Annotated in this window: 15 protein-coding genes; 4 read left to right on the top strand and 11 right to left on the bottom strand. The window is 58.4% G+C overall.

Annotation, left to right across the window (positions count from 1 at the left end):
* Positions 1 to 426: 426 nt before the first annotated feature.
* The 9 genes from msrQ to mrcB form a co-directional block, all read right to left on the bottom strand.
* Complete coding sequence (gene msrQ, locus BSF44_RS23275; RefSeq protein WP_095945495.1) at positions 427 to 1,047, bottom strand: protein-methionine-sulfoxide reductase heme-binding subunit MsrQ; 621 nt, start codon at positions 1,045 to 1,047, stop codon at positions 427 to 429.
* A complete protein-coding gene (msrP, locus tag BSF44_RS23280) occupies positions 1,047 to 2,060 on the bottom strand; it encodes a protein-methionine-sulfoxide reductase catalytic subunit MsrP (protein WP_095945496.1) in 1,014 nt (337 codons plus the stop codon). The genes msrQ and msrP overlap by 1 nt, the downstream gene beginning before the upstream one ends.
* 63 nt (positions 2,061 to 2,123) lie before the next feature.
* Positions 2,124 to 2,981 carry a CDP-diacylglycerol--serine O-phosphatidyltransferase gene (gene pssA / locus BSF44_RS23285; RefSeq protein ID WP_095945497.1) on the bottom strand — a complete coding sequence of 286 codons (858 nt, stop codon included), beginning with the start codon at positions 2,979 to 2,981 and terminating at the stop codon, positions 2,124 to 2,126.
* A 143-nt stretch (positions 2,982 to 3,124) separates the two neighbouring features.
* The gene (gene ilvC / locus BSF44_RS23290) at positions 3,125 to 4,141 is read right to left on the bottom strand and encodes a ketol-acid reductoisomerase (RefSeq protein WP_003228216.1); all 1,017 of its coding nucleotides are present in this window, start codon (positions 4,139 to 4,141) and stop codon (positions 3,125 to 3,127) included.
* Positions 4,142 to 4,186: 45 nt separating this feature from the next.
* A complete protein-coding gene (gene ilvN, locus BSF44_RS23295; RefSeq protein ID WP_003176102.1) occupies positions 4,187 to 4,678 on the bottom strand; it encodes an acetolactate synthase small subunit in 492 nt (163 codons plus the stop codon).
* A gap of 2 nt (positions 4,679 to 4,680) precedes the next feature.
* A complete protein-coding gene (locus tag BSF44_RS23300; protein ID WP_095945529.1) occupies positions 4,681 to 6,405 on the bottom strand; it encodes an acetolactate synthase 3 large subunit in 1,725 nt (574 codons plus the stop codon).
* 483 nt (positions 6,406 to 6,888) lie between these two features.
* Positions 6,889 to 7,224 carry a YqcC family protein gene (locus BSF44_RS23305; protein ID WP_095945498.1) on the bottom strand — a complete coding sequence of 112 codons (336 nt, stop codon included), beginning with the start codon at positions 7,222 to 7,224 and terminating at the stop codon, positions 6,889 to 6,891.
* Positions 7,224 to 7,961: a tetratricopeptide repeat protein gene (locus BSF44_RS23310; protein WP_095945499.1), complete on the bottom strand. Its 738-nt coding sequence runs from the start codon at positions 7,959 to 7,961 to the stop codon at positions 7,224 to 7,226. Before BSF44_RS23310 ends, BSF44_RS23305 begins: the two co-directional genes overlap by 1 nt.
* A gap of 16 nt (positions 7,962 to 7,977) precedes the next feature.
* Positions 7,978 to 10,296: a penicillin-binding protein 1B gene (gene mrcB / locus BSF44_RS23315; RefSeq protein WP_095945500.1), complete on the bottom strand. Its 2,319-nt coding sequence runs from the start codon at positions 10,294 to 10,296 to the stop codon at positions 7,978 to 7,980.
* A gap of 116 nt (positions 10,297 to 10,412) precedes the next feature.
* Here mrcB and BSF44_RS23320 point away from each other — a divergent pair, with 116 nt between their 5' ends.
* The 4 genes from BSF44_RS23320 to BSF44_RS23335 all read left to right on the top strand — a co-directional run bounded on the left by BSF44_RS23320 (position 10,413) and on the right by BSF44_RS23335 (position 13,623).
* Complete coding sequence (locus BSF44_RS23320) at positions 10,413 to 11,969, top strand: bifunctional aminoglycoside phosphotransferase/ATP-binding protein (RefSeq protein ID WP_095945501.1); 1,557 nt, start codon at positions 10,413 to 10,415, stop codon at positions 11,967 to 11,969.
* A gap of 91 nt (positions 11,970 to 12,060) precedes the next feature.
* Positions 12,061 to 12,405 (top strand): pentapeptide repeat-containing protein, encoded by a 345-nt coding sequence (locus BSF44_RS23325; RefSeq protein WP_008053898.1) that lies wholly within the window; start codon positions 12,061 to 12,063, stop codon positions 12,403 to 12,405.
* Positions 12,406 to 12,652: 247 nt separating this feature from the next.
* Positions 12,653 to 12,925, top strand: a complete 273-nt coding sequence (locus BSF44_RS23330) for a TfoX/Sxy family protein (protein WP_008053897.1) — start codon at positions 12,653 to 12,655, stop codon at positions 12,923 to 12,925.
* A gap of 380 nt (positions 12,926 to 13,305) precedes the next feature.
* On the top strand, positions 13,306 to 13,623 hold the full coding sequence (locus BSF44_RS23335) for a Rieske (2Fe-2S) protein (protein WP_095945502.1): 318 nt from the start codon (positions 13,306 to 13,308) through the stop codon (positions 13,621 to 13,623).
* Here the strand turns inward: BSF44_RS23335 and sfsA are convergent.
* Both sfsA and BSF44_RS23345 read right to left on the bottom strand, forming a co-directional pair.
* Positions 13,620 to 14,333: a DNA/RNA nuclease SfsA gene (sfsA, locus tag BSF44_RS23340; protein WP_095945503.1), complete on the bottom strand. Its 714-nt coding sequence runs from the start codon at positions 14,331 to 14,333 to the stop codon at positions 13,620 to 13,622. The two genes, BSF44_RS23335 and sfsA, sit on opposite strands and share 4 nt — an antisense overlap.
* Positions 14,333 to 15,505, bottom strand: a complete 1,173-nt coding sequence (locus BSF44_RS23345) for a pyridoxal phosphate-dependent aminotransferase (RefSeq protein WP_095945504.1) — start codon at positions 15,503 to 15,505, stop codon at positions 14,333 to 14,335. The genes sfsA and BSF44_RS23345 overlap by 1 nt, the downstream gene beginning before the upstream one ends.
* Positions 15,506 to 15,578 lie beyond the last annotated feature (73 nt).

Genomic DNA, 15,578 nt, shown 5'->3' on the forward strand with positions numbered 1-15,578 from the left:
GGAGTAACTTGTGATGCTGATAATCTGTTGACTAGCAGTCTGACTCCACAAGCACCCACACGAATTGCTTGATTCAGTTGTTAAAGAGCGGTTGGTTAAGATCTTTCGTCTCAACCGAGGCGCGCATTCTACAGCAGCCTCATTTGCTGTCAAGTGATTATTTTCAGAAGTTTTCAAAGTTTCGCTTGGAAATCCTTAACAACTTCAACCACTTGCGCTTCAGATCTCTCGTCAGCGGGAGGCGAATTCTACAGCGTTACACGCTGCTGTCAACACCTCTTTTTCAACTCCCTTTCGGCTTCGATGAACTGAAGCAACCTGCTGCCGAAAACTGCGTAACTCGTTGTTTACCAAGGAGTTTTCCGTTTCGACTGCGCCGGAAGTGGGGCGAATTATAGACACCTGGAATCTGCCGTCAACCACTATTTACGCCTTTTTGGCAGAAGAGCCCTTTTTAGCCATCAGACGCGGGATTCGACGAGCCAAAGGCGGTAGCCGCAGCACTAACAGCAACGCACCTATAGAGGCATAGATCACCCACTCCTTCAGGTCGGCGCGCACAATCCAGAGCATATGCAGCAATCCAAGCCCGAGAATGACATACGCCAGGCGATGCAACTTCTTCCAGCCGGCCCTCAATCGTCGCTGACTGTATCGATTGGAAGTCACCGCCAATGCCAGCAAACCAAGAAAACCCAACACCCCGACAATAATGTAAGGCCGCTTGCGCAACTCGACACCCAACTGCGACCAGTCAAAGCCAAGTATGAATGCGCAATAACTACCGAGATGGAGCAGCACATAGGTAAAGCACCACAACCCCAACTGTCGCCGCACGGCATTCCACCCCGCCCAACCGGTGAGTTTCTGCAAAGGGGTCATGCTCAAGGTTACAAGCAGCAGAACAAGCGCCCCCAAACCCAGCCGATCAACCAGCACCTTGCCCGGATCCGGCCCAAGGACATCCTCCCAGGCCTGGTACAACCACAGCAGCGGCCACACCAGCACCACGACAAAGAGACCGATACGCCAAAACGGATAGCGCATCAGTAGTTCTTCCTCAAGTCGAGCCCCGTATATAGAGAGGCGACTTCCTCTGAATAGCCATTGAACATCTGCGTGTCACGCACATTCGGCTTGAACAGACCACTGGGCAGGCGGCGTTCACGCGCCTGAGTCCAGCGAGGATGATCAACGGCGGGATTCACGTTCGCATAAAAACCATATTCATCCGCAGCGATGCTCTGCCAGGTGGTTTTCGGCTGCTCGCTGACCAGACTGATGCGCACGATGGACTTGATGCTCTTGAAGCCATATTTCCAGGGCACCACCAAACGCAACGGCGCGCCGTTTTGATTAGGCAACTCACGCCCGTACATGCCCACCGCAAGAATCGCCAACGGGTTCATCGCCTCATCCAGACGCAGCCCCTCTATATATGGCCAGTCGATCAAGGCAAAACCGGAGCGTTGACCCGGCATGCTCTTGGGATCCTGCAGGGTTTCGAAGCGGATGAATCTGGCTTTCGAGGTTGGCTCGACTTCCTTGAGCAAGGCCGAGAGAGGAAAACCGATCCAGGGAATGACCATCGACCAGGCTTCCACGCAGCGCAGTCGGTAGATTCGCTCCTCCAGCTGATACGGTTTCATGAAGTCTTCCAGCGCATACCGACCGGGCTTGCCCACCTCCCCGTCCACCACCACCGACCACGGTTCCGTCTTCAGCGTGCCGGCATTGGCGGCCGGATCACCTTTTTCGGTGCCGAACTCGTAAAAGTTGTTGTAGTGGGTCGCATCCTTGAACGGGGTGATCGCCTCATCCTTGACGACAACCGCCCCCCACTTGACCGAGGAAAGCTTTTCGCTGAACCAGGAAGGCGCCTTGCCAGGCTCGACGCCCGCATAACGCGCCACATCGTCGGCAGCCGCCCACCGAGGAAGGCCGCTCACGGCCAAACCGGCAACAGCAACACCCAATACATTGCGTCGAGAAAGGTAGATGGATTCTGGCGTGACATCCGACTCATGGCAGTCGGATGCTTTAGGGACTTTGATCAGCATGGCTACTCCGCAGCATTGGAGAACAGATGCACCAACAGACTGCGGAGTATGAGGGAAATTACATCACTCGACGCTTTTACGCCGACGAAGATGTAACAGGTATTGAACCGGGCCGGACGCGGCATAGGCGAGGAAGACCAGCAGCAGAATGCGTGGCGGATCACTGAAAACAACCGCAAACACCAACACTACCGCGAGAATCGCCACGAAAGGCACTCGCCCCTTCAGGTCCAGCTCCTTGAAGCTGTTGTACTTGATGTTGCTGACCATCAGCATGCCGGCCGCCGCCACCATCAGCGCAACCAGGAAAGACATCTTGGAACCCTGGATGCCGTAGTCGCTGAACGCCCAGACGATACCTGCAACCACACCCGCAGCGGCGGGACTGGCCAGACCGATGAAGTAGCGCTTGTCCGCGGTGCCGACCTGGGTGTTGAAGCGCGCAAGGCGCAATGCCGCGCCCGCTACATAGATGAAGGCGACCATCCAGCCAACCTTGCCCATGTCACCCAAGGCCCAGCCGAAGGCCAGCAATGCCGGGGCCACACCAAAGGCAACCATGTCCGACAGCGAGTCGTACTCGGCACCGAATGCACTCTGGGTATTGGTCATGCGGGCTACGCGCCCATCAAGACCATCGAGCACCATGGCGACGAAGATCGCGATCGCCGCGAACGCGAAATACTTGCTCGCATTGACCGAGTCACCAGCACTCAGGGCCGCCTGGGCGCTCATCGAGTTGATGATGGAATAGAACCCCGCGAACAGGTTCGCAGTGGTGAACAGATTCGGCAGAAGATAGATACCGCGATGCCGGACTTTACGACCTTCGGCGTCATGCCCTTCTTCGACATGCTCATCGATGGGCAGCAGGCTTTCGGCGTCAGAAGGCTGGTTTGGCTCTTCGGGGCGTTCGCTCATGGACATTACCTTGCAACGGGTGGAAAGTTTGGACAGGTGTCTGGGACGAGGGTTCGGCCGCAAACGATGCAGCTTTATACCAGAACCGGTCTCCCAAACGAAAAAACGCGGCCTAAGCCGCGTTTTTCGTACAAGCGCGTGACTTAGTTTTTGGCTTTGTCGACGATCTTGTTGGCACCGATCCACGGCATCATGGAGCGCAGTTGCTCGCCGATGATTTCGATACCGTGAGCGGCGTTGTTACGACGCTTGGCGGTCATCGAAGGATAGCCGGTAGCGCCTTCGCTGATGAACATCTTGGCGTATTCGCCGTCCTGAATACGTTTCAGGGCGTTGCGCATTGCCTGACGGGATTCGGCGTTGATGACTTCAGGGCCGGTCACGTACTCGCCGTATTCGGCGTTGTTGGAGATCGAGTAGTTCATGTTGGCGATACCGCCTTCGTACATGAGGTCAACGATCAGCTTCAGTTCGTGCAGGCACTCGAAGTAGGCCATTTCCGGCGCGTAGCCAGCTTCAACCAGGGTTTCGAAACCGGCCTTGACCAGTTCAACGGTACCGCCGCACAGAACGGCTTGTTCGCCGAACAGGTCGGTTTCGGTCTCGTCCTTGAAGGTGGTTTCGATGATGCCGGTACGACCGCCACCAACACCGGCAGCGTAGGACAGAGCGACGTTCTTGGCGTTGCCCGAGGCGTCCTGGTAGATAGCGATCAGGTCAGGGATACCGCCGCCCTTCACGAACTCGGAACGTACGGTGTGGCCTGGAGCCTTCGGCGCGATCATGATCACGTCGAGGTCAGCGCGCGGTACAACCTGGTTGTAGTGAATCGCGAAACCGTGGGAGAAGGCCAGGGTGGCGCCCTTCTTGATGTTCGGCTCGATTTCGTTCTTGTACAGGGAGGACTGGAACTCGTCCGGGGTCAGGATCATGACCAGGTCGGCAGCTGCAACGGCAGAAGCAACGTCGGTCACTTTCAGGCCATGGGCTTCAGCCTTGGCAACGGTAGCCGAACCTTTACGCAGGCCGACAGTCACGTCAACGCCGGAGTCTTTCAGGTTGCACGCTTGAGCGTGGCCCTGGGAACCGTAACCGATGATGGCAACTTTCTTGCCCTGGATGATCGACAGGTCGCAGTCTTTATCGTAGAAAACTTTCATGAATTTCCCCTATATCAGGCCGTTCAGGCCGTTCGCTAATTTGGTTTAGATGCTGAGTACTTTGTCGCCGCGGGCAATGCCGGTCACGCCGCTACGGACGGTTTCCAGAATCGAGGCGGTGCCGATGGACTGAATGAAGCTGTCGAGCTTGTCGCTGGTACCGGTCAGCTGAACGGTATACACGCTGGCGCTGACATCGACGATCTGTCCACGGTAAATATCGGTAGTGCGCTTGATCTCGGCACGCTGGGCGCCGGTGGCCTTGACCTTGACCAGCATCAGTTCGCGCTCGATGTGAGCACTCTCCGACAGGTCGACCAGTTTTACCACTTCGATCAGCTTGTTCAGGTTCTTGGTGATCTGCTCGATGACTTCATCGTGACCAACCGTGGTCAGCGTCAGACGCGACAGGGTCGGGTCTTCGGTCGGGGCCACGGTCAGGCTTTCGATGTTGTAGTTGCGCTGCGAGAACAGGCCAACCACACGAGACAGAGCGCCGGGTTCGTTTTCCAGAAGCAAGGAAATAATGTGCCGCATGATTAGGTACGCTCCGTCTTGCTCAGCCACATATCGCGCATGGAGCCGTCTTTGATCTGCATCGGGTAGACGTGCTCGCTGGTATCGACCGAAATATCGATCACCACCAGGCGATCTTTCATGGCGAACGCTTCTTCCATCTTCGACTTCAAATCTTTCGATTCAGTGATGCGCACGCCAACGTGGCCATAGGCCTCTGCCAGCTTGACGAAGTCAGGCAACGACTCCATGTAGGAGTGCGAGTGACGGCTGCCATAGCTCATGTCCTGCCACTGACGAACCATACCCAGAACGCCGTTGTTCAGAATGACGATTTTTACCGGCAAACCGTATTGCAGGCAGGTGGACAGTTCCTGGATGTTCATCTGGATACTGCCTTCGCCCGTTACACAGGCGACGTCCGCATCCGGATAGCTCAACTGAATGCCCATGGCCGCCGGAAAACCGAAGCCCATGGTGCCCAGGCCACCGGAGTTGATCCAACGGTTCGGCTTGTTGAACTTGTAGTACTGCGCCGCGAACATCTGGTGCTGACCCACGTCGGAGGTCACAAAGGCGTCGCCCTTGGTCACTTCGCACAGGGTTTCGATCACGGTCTGCGGCTTGATGACGCTGCCGTCGCCCTTGTCGTAAGGGAACAGACCGCGATCACCGCGCCACTCGTCAACCTGCTTCCACCAACTGGCAACGGACTCCTTGTTCGGGGTCTCGCCGATTTCCTTGAGGATCGCGACCATTTCGGTCAGGACACTCTCGACCGGACCGACGATAGGCACGTCGGCCTTGATGGTCTTGGAGATCGAAGCCGGGTCGATGTCGATGTGAATGATCTTGGCGTTCGGGCAGAACTTGGCCGGGCCGTTGATCACGCGGTCATCGAAGCGCGCGCCGACGGCGAGGATCACATCAGCATGATGCATCGCCAGGTTGGCGGTGTAGCTGCCGTGCATGCCGAGCATGCCGATGAACTGACGGTCGGTGCCAGGGAAGCCACCGAGGCCCATCAGGGTATTGGTCACTGGCAGGTTGAGCATCTTCGCCAGTTCGGTCAGTGGTGCGGAACCACCGCCGAGAATCACACCGCCGCCCGAGTACAACACTGGGCGCTTGGCCGCCAGGAGCATTTCTGCCGCCTTGCGGATTTGACCGGAGTGACCGCGAACAGCCGGGCTGTAGGAGCGCAACTTGGCTTTTTTCGGGAAGACGTATTCGAACTTCTCGGCCGGATTGGTCATGTCTTTCGGAATATCGACGACGACCGGACCAGGACGACCGGATTGCGCCAGGTAGAACGCCTTTTTCATGACTTCCGGGATTTCCGACGCATGCTTGATCATGAAGCTGTGCTTCACGATCGGCCGGGAGATACCGATCATGTCGGTTTCCTGGAACGCATCCGTGCCGACCATGGTGCTAGGCACCTGACCGGAGATGATCACCATTGGAATGGAGTCCATGTAGGCGGTCGCGATACCGGTAATGGCGTTTGTTGCGCCAGGACCGGAAGTCACCAGTACCACACCGGCTTTACCGGTGGCACGGGCGTAGCCGTCAGCCATATGGGTAGCCGCTTGTTCGTGACGAACCAGGATGTGGGTCACTTCCGGTTCTTTGAACAGGGCATCGTAGACATGAAGAAGAGCACCACCCGGGTACCCGTAGATATATTTGACGCCTTCGTCACGCAAGAAGCGGACGAGCATCTCACCGCCAGATAAAAGCTCCACGTTGCTCACCTCTAAAACGCCAGAATACCGCCCACGAAAAATGGGACGGGTCTTAATAGGTTTACTTCTCGGCAGAGCATGAGCGACGGTGGTCGCCGACTACGTCAGCACTGACTGAGCAAGTATTGGGATCGTCCCAAGTGTTGCGGGGCTTTCCCACCCAGCGCGAGGTAACGCGTTGCGGGTGTAACAGGTCGACGCGGATATGCGCCTCATGATCTGCTGAGAGGGTCTGCTTCTGGCAGTCCCTGTACAGCGGACTTTGGATTCTTCTGTTTCGTCCTTCGCAAGTCAAGTCGTCTATGTGCTTTATTCTACTAAGCACATGAGAACGCAAGAAAAAACCCGTAAATCAGCCCTGTGTTAGCTTCGATTGCGCAACTTTTGGCAAAAAATTGGCACTCGAATGCACTTCCCCTGCAGCGGCTGACAAAATAGAGAGATATTGTGAACAACTGCCAGCGGATGCTGGCAGCTTCTGGCTCAGCGGGACGCTGTGATCAACTGATCAAACTGCTTGAGCAATACCTGCAACTGCCGATCCTTGCCCTGGACATTGCGCCCGGCAAAAACCATTTCAGCCATTTCCTGAATGCCCGAAGCGTTGGGTAGCGGCAAATCCTGCTCGAGGATCATCTTCATGCGTGGCAGGAAGATCCATTGCAGCCATTGCTCGAAATCCAGTGTATCGACCGAAAACGGCTCGACACTGGAAAGCGCTTCGGCAGAGGGCGAAACTTCATCCCACCACCCTTGCATCCGCAACTCGCGCTCGATCAACAACAGTTGATCGGCGATTTTCAGAAAGCGCGCATCCATCACAGCGTTACCTTGGCCTTCTGGCGAGCCAATGCAGCACCCTGGGAGTCACCCTGCTTTTCGCGCGCCTGGGCAATCAGCTCCCACAAGTTGGCCTGAAGGGCTGGACGGCCGCTGGCGAAGGTCAGCCCACGGCGAGCGAACTGTTCGGCCTGGGCGGCATCACCTTGAGCCATGCGCACCTGCGCCAGACGGTAAAGCACCTGCGGCTCACGCGGGGCAACGCGTTGTGCGCGTTCGAGGCTGGAGGAGGCACCGTTGAGATCACCGCTCGCCTGTTGCTGTTGAGCGGTGGTCAGCAAAGCCAATACCGGGCTGTCCAGTTGCTCGTCGGCGGAAAGTCCGCCCGAACTGGCCGATGGAATCCCGCTTGGCGACGACGGCATGCTGTAGCTGCCCTGATTGATCGGCGCCGATTGGACCGGCGACGTGTCAATCGGCCCCGGGGTGATCGGACCCGGGGTGATCGGCGTGGTGCTGATCGGCGTCGACGTCGTTGCCGCGCCTGGCACCATCACCACAACGCCGGTGTCGCCCTGCGGAATCGCCTGGGTCTGCGACTGACCTTGCGCAGGACGCTTGACGGTCGTCTGGCGGAAACCGCCATTGGCCGAGATCCGCTCACTGTTGGATACGGCGGTGCCGGAATCCACGACCGGAATCGAGCCACGTTGTACGCTGGAACAGCCGCTGAGCAAAGCTACGGCGGCAACCGCTGGAATCAACCACTTGTTCACTTGAAACCCTCTTTGCTTAATTCATCCAGCCCTTGACCCAGTCCATCACCGACTCAGCAGGGTTTTCACCACCGCAAGCGGCGCCGGGAGGCGGTTCGCTGCCGCGAATATACGGCATCTGCACGGCACCCGGGCAACCGGCGTCAGAACCTTGTCCGGTTCGCGAGTCCACCCAGGCCTGAACGATATTATCCGGCTGCGGCATGTCCAGCGGCAACGGGTCGGCCTTGCGCATGAAGCTGGTCCAGACCTGCAAGGCCCCGGTGGCGCCGGTGAATGGCGTCTTGCCATTGTCGTCGCGACCCAGCCAGACCACCGCCAGCAAATCCTGGCTAAAACCGGCAAACCAGCTGTCCCGCGAGTCGTTACTGGTACCGGTCTTGCCCGCCAGGGTCAGGGTCCTTGGCAGCACGTTATAGACCGAGCTGCCCGTACCTTCACGCATCACCCGCTGCATGGCGCTCTGGATCAGGTAAATGGAGGCCGGATCGAAACGCTGCTGAATCTGGAACGGATAACGCTTGAGCGGTTCGCCCTCGGCAGTCAGCACGCTACGAATCCCGCGCATCGGCGTATTGAAACCGCCGTTGGCGAGGGTCTGGTACATGGTCGCCACTTCGATCGGCGTCATGCCGCCAGCGCCAAGCAACATCGACGGGAAGGCAGGGAATTCACGGGTCACACCCAGGCGCTCCACCGTCTTCAGGACGTTCGGCACACCGACCGCCAAACCGAGACGCGCGGTCGACAGGTTGTAGGAATGCGCCAGACCTTGATAGAGGAACACCGTACCGTGAGACCGACGATCATAGTTCTGCGGTTTCCAGACCTGACCGTCCGCGCCTTTGACCGAGAAGGATTCGTCCGACAGCCAGCTGGTCAACGTGTACTGGCTCGGTTTCTCCAGTGCGGTCAGATAAACCGCCGGCTTGATCAGCGAGCCGATCGGCCGTACCGCATCCAGCGCCCGGTTGAACCCGGCAAAGCTGGCCTGGCGACTGCCGATCATGGCCTGCACTTCCCCGGTCTCCGGGTTGGTCACGACCATTGCCGCCTCGACGTCATCGGAACCCTTGCGCCCCGCCAGACGCTTGAAGGTGTCGTTGACCGAGGCTTCAGCCTTCATCTGCAGGATCGGGTCGAAGCTGGTGAAGATCCGCAGACCTTCCTCGGTCAAGTCTTCGTCGCGATAGTCTTCGCGCAACTGACGCTTGACCAGATCGAGGAAGCCGGGGAACGAGCTGTCCGCCAGACTGCCGCGCTTGGTCACGCCCAGCGGCATTTTCTTCGCCGCCTCAACCTGCTCGGCAGTCGCAACGCCCTGCTCTTGCAGCACATCGAGTACCAGGTTGCGCCGCTCGAGGGCACGCTCTGGATAACGACGAGGGTTATAGGAAGAAGGCCCCTTGACCATGCCCACCAGCAGCGCGACTTGATGCAGCTTGAGCTCGGCCAGCGGCTGACTGAAAAAGAACTGGCTGGCCAGACCGAAACCGTGCACCGCGCGCTGACCATCCTGCCCGATAAACACTTCGTTGAGGTAAGCCTCAAGAATTTCGGACTTGTCGTAATGCAGTTCAAGCAGCAGCGCCATCATCGCTTCGGTGAGTTTGCGGCTCAGGCTGCGCTCGTTGGTCAGGTAGAAGTTTTTGACCAACTGCTGAGTCAGGGTACTGCCGCCCTGACGCATGCGCCCGGACGAACCGTTGACCCAGATTGCACGGGCGATCGACTTCGGCGACACACCAAAGTGATGATAGAAATCACGGTCCTCGACCGCCACCAGCGTTTCAAGCAGGTACGGTGGCACCTGATCGATCTTGATCAGAATCCGGTCTTCGAGGTTTTTCGGGTACAGGCCGCCGATCAGCAGTGGCTCCAGGCGCACCACCGACAGTTTCGAGCCTTTTGCCCCCGCCAACTCGGCTACGTAATCGCCGGAGAAACGCACCCGCACCGGTTGCGCTTGCTCCATGCCTTCATAGAACTGGAAGCCACGGGTGTTCAGATCAACGGTATTGCCGTTGACCGACGCCGCCCCCGGACCATTGGCCACGCTTTCACGGCGATAGCCCAGGGCATCGAGCTCGGTCAGGAAATCATCCCTGCTCAGTTTCTGTCCGACGAACAGTTCGAGCGGGCGCGCGTAAACCTTGGCCGGAATGGTCCAGCGTTTGCCGGAGAACTTCTCCTGGACGATTGCATCAAGGTAAACGGCGAATCCGGCCAGCACCACAAGGGCGACCAGACTGAGTTTAATGGCCCAGCCCAGCCACGGGCGCAGGCCCCTGGAGGGTGGTTTTTTCGGGGTGCGGGGAGTTCGAGTACGAGTCATGGCGGCGGATTATACGCACTTTATTCATCCTCAACAGGAGCGCTCCGAGGTTTGCGTCAAGCGGACTTGCGGCCATAATGACGGCCTTGAATTTTCCAGACTCTGAAGGATCGCCTGTGAGCCAGTCCCTGATCGCTGCCCTGCAAAACCCTGCCCTCTACCCGCATCCTGTAGAGGGATTCCAGGTCATCGAGACCCATATTTCCTGGGTACTGCTCACCGGCCCCTATGCCTATAAAGTGAAGAAGCCGGTCAATTTCGGTTTTCTCGACTTCACCAGCCTTGAGGCTCGCGAACACTTTTGCGCTGAAGAGCTGCGCCTGAACCAGCGCCTGACCGACGATTTGTACCTTGAAGTGCTGCCCGTCACCGGCAGCGCCGAGGCTCCGCAACTGGGCGGCGAAGGCCCGGCCATCGAATATGTACTGAAGATGCGCCAGTTCTCGCAAACCGGCTTGCTCAGCACCCTGCAAGCCAATGGCGAACTGACCACCGCGCACATCGACGAGATGGCCGAGCAAATCGCCCGCTTCCACCTCAACGCACCGAAAGTGCCGGCCGGGCACGAAGCCGGCACCCCGGACAGCGTCATGGCGCCAGTGCGGCAGAACTTCGAACAGATCCGTCCGTTCCTCAGCGACAAGGCCGACCTGTTGCAACTCGACGCCCTGCAAGCCTGGGCCGAAAGCAGTTTCGAACGTCTCAAGCCGCTGCTCGCCCAGCGCAAGGCCGAAGGTTTCATTCGTGAATGCCACGGTGACATCCACTTGGGCAACGCCACCGTGATCAACGGCAAGGTCGTGATCTTCGACTGCATCGAATTCAACGAACCGTTTCGCTTTACCGACGTTTACGCCGACACCGGCTTCCTGGCGATGGACCTGGAAGATCGCGGCCTGAAGTGCCTGGCGCGTCGCTTCATCAGCCAGTACCTGGAACTGACCGGCGACTATCGCGGCCTCGAACTGCTGAACTTCTATAAAGCCTACCGCGCACTGGTTCGCGCCAAGGTTGCCCTGTTCAGCATGCCGGCCGACGCTACTGCGGTGCAGCGCGCCACGACCCTGCGCCAGTACCGCAATTACGCCAACCTGGCGGAAAGCTACAGCACCATTCCTTCACGCTTCATGGCCATTACCCACGGTGTTTCCGCTGTCGGCAAGAGCCATGTTGCCATGCGCCTGGTCGAAGCCCTGGGCGCGATTCGCCTGCGTTCCGATGTCGAGCGCAAGCGCCTGTTCGGCGAGCAAACCGTCGAGAACGACGTACAGGCCGGCATCTATAGCGCCGACGCCAGTGCAGCGACCTATGCCCGCCTGCACGAAATCTCCGACGTCATTCTGCGCGCAGGCTTCCCGGTGGTGGTCGACGCCACTTACCTCAAGCAAGATCAGCGTGACAGTGCAGCGAAGGTTGCCGAAGCCACCGGCGCACCCTTCCTGATCCTCGACTGCAATGCGCCACAGGCCGTGATCGAAAGCTGGCTGGCCATGCGCCAGGCGGACAAAAAAGACCCGTCCGACGCCACCCTGGCCGTCATCGCAGCCCAGCAAGCCAGCCGGGAAGCGCTGACGCCCGCGGAAATCCTCTGCAGCAAGCGCGTCCAGACCAATGAAAGCGGGACGCTCGATACCGTTGTCGCGCAAATTCGTCAGCGCCTTCCGGGCCTGTAAGGAAGTTTTTCAGCCGTGAAGCCTCCGCTGGCTTCACGGCCGTCAAATAGTGGCACTATACTGGCGTCATAAAACCAACAGGTGATGCGACATGAGCCAGCCGAAACTTCTCGACACACCGCTGTATGCCCTGCTGCACAAAGACGACATCAAAGGCTTCAACAGTGAACGCCCCAAGGATGGCCCCATCGACATGGTGGGTGGAGATTTCCGGGGGCTGGACCTGCGCGAGTTGAATGCCGACGGCGTGGATTTCAGCGACGCCTACTTCCGCTCCGCCGACTTGCGTGGCATCGATTTTCGCAAAGCTAACCTGGAAGGTGCGAGCCTGGCTCACGCGCAAATCTCCGGTACTTACTTTCCGGTGGAACTCAGTGCCGACGAAATCCTGATGTCGATGAACTTCGGCACGCGATTGCGCTATCGCACCCGCTGATCATCGTCGCTGACTGAAACCTCCAGCGTCTCTCGTTGCGCTGGGCTGCGGGGATGTTCGCCCTTGATTCCCAGACTCTGCCCCGCCTCTTTCTCCTGCACTCACAGTCTTATGAGCGCACTGCCAATACTCGTTTCTTAGAAGCTTTTGCGTCGTAAACGAGCAAACAATCACGCTTTTCCTACTGATGGCTACACTCCTCAGAAGATTGCCCACGCTCTCCATTCGGCCATCGCAAGGAGGCTTGATGAATGATGAACTGCAACACCTGAAGAATCTTGGCAAGACGTCAGCGCAATGGCTGCATGCCGTGGGCATCCATAGCGCTTCGGACTTGCGTCGCCTCGGGGCGGTGGATGCCTATCGGGCCGTGCGCACGCGCGGTTTTCGGGCGTCCAAGGTGTTGTTGTACGCAATTGAAGGCGCCCTGATGGACGTTCACTGGAATGATATTCCAGCCGAGCGCAAGGAAGCCCTGAACAAACAACTGGAAGCCATTTCTACACGCCACAAGAATTGATCCGACAAATATTTCTGAAGCTTTGCAACCTGAAACCCAATGATTACGAGGCCGGCAGGCACAATTGCGGCGAATCGCAAAGAAATCGAAAAACAGCGGTTGACTTGGTAATGAGAATCGATATGATTATCACAACTGGTCGCGAGACTGGTCGATATTCTGAAAAGCCCTTGGTTCGGACTCTCGGATTATCTCCTCATCAGGCTAATCACGGTTATTTGACCCGGCTCTTGCCGGGTCTTTTTTTGCCTGTGGAAAAGTACTGACAGGGTCAGGCGTAGCGTCCTTCCAAGGATTCCACGGGCAAGTCCGCCATTTGATAGCATTCAACACTCAAGCTCGGACATATCCGGTCACGAGCCGCGGGACCGAGGACAGACATGAAGTTGCTTTGCGCAGGTGCCGAGCTGGTCAATGACAGCAGCCGCGGGTTCGACATCGATGGTCAAAAGTTTTTTGCAGTGCGCCGCAATGGCCAGGTTTACGTCTACATCAATCGCTGCCCGCACCGGGGCGTTGCCCTGGAGTGGCATCCCGACCAGTTTCTCGACCCCAGCAACAGCCTGATCCAGTGCGCCACCCATGGCGCACTGTTCCTGATCGAAGACGGTGAATGCGTCGCCGGCCCTTGCGCGGGGCAAACCTTGACCAGCGTGGCCTGCCGCGAGGATGAACAAGGAATCTGGATCAGCCGTTAGCCACCCGGCAACACGTCCAGCCGCCGCTCGACCAGCATTTCTTCATGGCTCAACCGCACACCGTAGGCCAACACCTCGACCCCACAGGCAATCGCCTCACTCAGGGCCTGCGCATAAACCGCATCGATTTCCTGTGCCGGGCGCACAGCCTCGATGTCGGTGAGGCAAACACAGTACAACTGCACCGCGCGAATACCGTCCCTGGCCAGGTGCGCCAGCTCCCGCAGATGCTTGGCGCCACGCAGGGTGACCGCATCGGGAAACGCCGCCACCGCCGTACCATCGAAGCCCAGGGTCACGCTTTTGACTTCGACGTAGGCCGGCCCTTCGGGGTAATCGAGGCGAAAATCGATACGACTGTTTTCCTGACCATAAGCCACTTCGCGTTTGAGCCCGGTAAACCCGTTCAGCTCGGTGATGACGCCCGCTCGCAGCGCCTCTTCGATCAAACCATTGGCACGGGCGGTGTTCACGCAAAACAGCCGCCCTTGCGGGGTTTCACCGACCTCCCAGGTACCGGGCAACTTGCGTTTCGGATCGTTGGAGCGACTGAACCAGACCTGCCCGCCTTCGACCTGACAATTGAGCATCGAGCCTGTGTTCGGACAGTGAATGGTCAGCAATTCGCCGCCAACGGTTTCGATATCGGCGAGAAAACGCTTGTAACGTCGGATCAGGCGCCCTTCTTCGAGGGGAGGATGAAAACGCATCAGCCTTGCCAGCTCCGCAACCCACGGGCAATGCGCTCGACCGCCTCCTGCAAACGCTCGAGATTTTGCGTGTAGGCGAACCGCACATGATGTCCGGCCTGATAACGCCCGAAGTCCAGCCCCGGGGTGAATGCCACATGTTCGGTCTCGAGAAAATGCTTACAGAACGCGAAGGCATCGCCGCCGAACTTGCTGATATCGGCGTACAAATAGAAAGCCCCTTCGGGCTCCACGGCAATGCCGAAGCCCAATTCACGCAAGGCCGGCAGCAGGTAATCCCGACGCCGGCCAAATTCGGCGCGACGCTCTTCGAGAATGCTGATGGTTGCCGGCTCGAAACAGGCCAGCGCAGCGTGCTGTGCCATGCTTGGAGCACTGATATAGAGATTTTGGGCGAGTTTTTCCAGCTCACCGACGGCCGCGTCGGGGGCCACCAGCCATCCGAGCCGCCAACCGGTCATTCCGAAGTACTTCGAGAAACTGTTCAGAACGAATGCACTGTCGTCGACTTCCAGCACGCTGGCCGCATCGGTGCCGTAGGTCAGGCCGTGATAAATCTCGTCGACCACCAGATGACCGTGGCGCTCCTTGATCGCGACAGACAGCTTCGCCAACTCGTCGCGGGTCAGGATCGTGCCGGTCGGATTGGCTGGCGACGCCACCAATGCGCCGACGCTGTCGTGGTCCCAATGACGCTCGATCAGGCCCGGCGTCAATTGATAACGCACATCCGGGCCGACCGGCACCAGTTGTGCCGCGCCTTCGACCAGTCGCAGGAAGTGCCGGTTACACGGGTAGCCCGGGTCCGCCAGCAGCCAGTGTTTACCGGGGTCGACCAGCAAAGCGCTGGCCAGCAGCAATGCGCCGGACCCGCCAGGCGTGATGAGGATGCGCCGCGGGTCGATGTTCAAGCCATAACGCTGCTGATAAAAGCCCGAAATGGCCTCACGCAGCTGCGGAATGCCGCGCGCGGCAGTGTACCGGGTCTTCCCCGCTGCAAGCGCAGCCTGGCCGGCCTGGATGATCGGTTCGGCGGTGGTGAAGTCCGGCTCGCCGATTTCCAGGTGAATCACATCGTGACCGGCCGCCTGCAATTCATTGGCCCGCGCCAACAGCGCCATGACATGGAAAGGTTCGATCGCGCGACTGCGGGCACTGTAGGACTGAGCCATTGGCCTTCCTTCAACGGAAAAAAAACCGATTCTACCCAAGCGCAGGAACGAGCGAGAACCTAAAGCGGTCAGA

The sequence above is a fragment of the Pseudomonas sp. ACN8 genome, assembly GCF_002303925.1.
In the GTDB taxonomy this organism is placed as follows: domain Bacteria; phylum Pseudomonadota; class Gammaproteobacteria; order Pseudomonadales; family Pseudomonadaceae; genus Aquipseudomonas.

What these genes read in the sequence shown, in the direction of transcription:
- BSF44_RS23305 (WP_095945498.1), bottom strand. Translation starts at nt 7,224, where the DNA reads ATGGATGCGCGCTTTCTGAAAATCGCCGATCAACTGTTGTTGATCGAG.
- BSF44_RS23345 (WP_095945504.1), bottom strand. Translation starts at nt 15,505, where the DNA reads ATGGCTCAGTCCTACAGTGCCCGCAGTCGCGCGATCGAACCTTTCCAT.
- msrQ (WP_095945495.1), bottom strand. Translation starts at nt 1,047, where the DNA reads ATGCGCTATCCGTTTTGGCGTATCGGTCTCTTTGTCGTGGTGCTGGTG.
- sfsA (WP_095945503.1), bottom strand. Translation starts at nt 14,333, where the DNA reads ATGCGTTTTCATCCTCCCCTCGAAGAAGGGCGCCTGATCCGACGTTAC.
- ilvC (WP_003228216.1), bottom strand. Translation starts at nt 4,141, where the DNA reads ATGAAAGTTTTCTACGATAAAGACTGCGACCTGTCGATCATCCAGGGC.
- BSF44_RS23335 (WP_095945502.1), top strand. Translation starts at nt 13,306, where the DNA reads ATGAAGTTGCTTTGCGCAGGTGCCGAGCTGGTCAATGACAGCAGCCGC.
- mrcB (WP_095945500.1), bottom strand. Translation starts at nt 10,296, where the DNA reads ATGACTCGTACTCGAACTCCCCGCACCCCGAAAAAACCACCCTCCAGG.
- ilvN (WP_003176102.1), bottom strand. Translation starts at nt 4,678, where the DNA reads ATGCGGCACATTATTTCCTTGCTTCTGGAAAACGAACCCGGCGCTCTG.
- msrP (WP_095945496.1), bottom strand. Translation starts at nt 2,060, where the DNA reads ATGCTGATCAAAGTCCCTAAAGCATCCGACTGCCATGAGTCGGATGTC.
- BSF44_RS23325 (WP_008053898.1), top strand. Translation starts at nt 12,061, where the DNA reads ATGAGCCAGCCGAAACTTCTCGACACACCGCTGTATGCCCTGCTGCAC.
- pssA (WP_095945497.1), bottom strand. Translation starts at nt 2,981, where the DNA reads ATGAGCGAACGCCCCGAAGAGCCAAACCAGCCTTCTGACGCCGAAAGC.
- BSF44_RS23330 (WP_008053897.1), top strand. Translation starts at nt 12,653, where the DNA reads ATGAATGATGAACTGCAACACCTGAAGAATCTTGGCAAGACGTCAGCG.